We start from the raw sequence: 1,229 nt of genomic DNA, 5'->3' as shown, positions 1-1,229 counted from the left end.
CACTCCTGTGCGCGCGTAACGCGCTCGAGCGTGGTGCGGGCAGCGGCGTCGTGAATAGACGCAGCCACATCGACGTTGACGACGAGAGAATCGTCGCCTGCACAGCATACTCCCACGTCGCGAAGCCATGCGCGAGCTATCGAGCACATTTGGCGCAACAATTCCATGGACGCCGCGCTCATGGCGCGCTTCTGGCGAGCTTCAAGCTGCTTAAGAGCCGAAGCCTGCAGGAATTCAGCCTTTTCTTCCAAATCGCGCTCTTGTTCACGACGCACTTCATCGAGCGGCGTTTTGGACGCCAAAACCAAATCGCGGGCATACTCAAGAATATCGAGGTCATCTGCGCGCAAAAGCGAGCCCATGGCACCTATGATTTTCGTGCGGAACACGCCTCGCTCCTTGGAGCGTAAAAACTGAGCCGCCTTCGTGATGGAGCCGCCCACCGCCTGAATGGCAATGGCGGCCTCGGGAAGAGTGCAGCCCGTATTCTGGGCCAGAATGCCCGACGCCTCGCTCGCCGGAATATGACGAAACGGCACAACTTGACAGCGCGACACGATAGTCGGCAGCACGGCTTCGCGGGTGCGGCCAAGCAAGATGATCGTGACGTCGTCGGGCGGCTCTTCGAGCGTTTTCAAAAACGCGTTCGCGGCCGACGTACCAAGCGAGTCGACCCGATCGAGGATATACACCTTATGCCCGCCAGCAAGCGGAGCCAGCTGGGAATCGGCGACGAGCTCGCGAATTTGTTCGACAACGTAGCCCTGGGCACCTTCTGGCGCGAGGTAATGCACGTCGGGATGGGACTTGCGGTCGATGCGGCGGCACGTGTCTGCCGAACACGCCTCGCATGAGGAACATGGGTCGCCCTCGCACACGATGGCCTTCGCGAGCGCGAACGCCGCCGCCGTTTTATTCGAACCCGCTGGCCCCGTGAACAAATACGCATGGCTCACGCGATCGCCGCGCACGCACGCACGCAAGAAATCGCGAACCTTGGGTTGCCCGAAAATCCCGTCGAAGACGTCAGACATTATTCGACCCCGTTTTTCGAATGCGAAACGGGGGCGGCAAACGTCGCTTTTCCGGTATGAGGCTTCTTAGTGTCGAGCGGTGCAAAATGCGCGCCCGATTCATCCGCAAGCAGTTCTACCATAAACGGAAAAATGTCAACGAGTTCGGCGAAAACAGCCTGAGACGTTTTCGACTTCTTGTCTGCCGAATACACC

General features: G+C 59.2%; 1 protein-coding gene and 1 pseudogene. Both read right to left on the bottom strand.

Features of this window, described 5'->3' with window-relative positions:
• On the bottom strand, window positions 1-1,034 hold a 1,034-nt coding region (locus ACWI8T_RS09955), incomplete at its 3' end, for a DNA polymerase III subunit (RefSeq protein ID WP_449138816.1).
• Window positions 1,034-1,229, bottom strand: a pseudogene (locus ACWI8T_RS09950) (hypothetical protein); the annotation flags it as partial. The pseudogene ACWI8T_RS09950 and the gene ACWI8T_RS09955, both read right to left, overlap by 1 nt.

This window comes from Slackia sp., from assembly GCF_977041755.1.
Note: the sequence above shows the minus strand (reverse complement) of the source record. Positions and strands in the feature narration are given on the sequence as shown.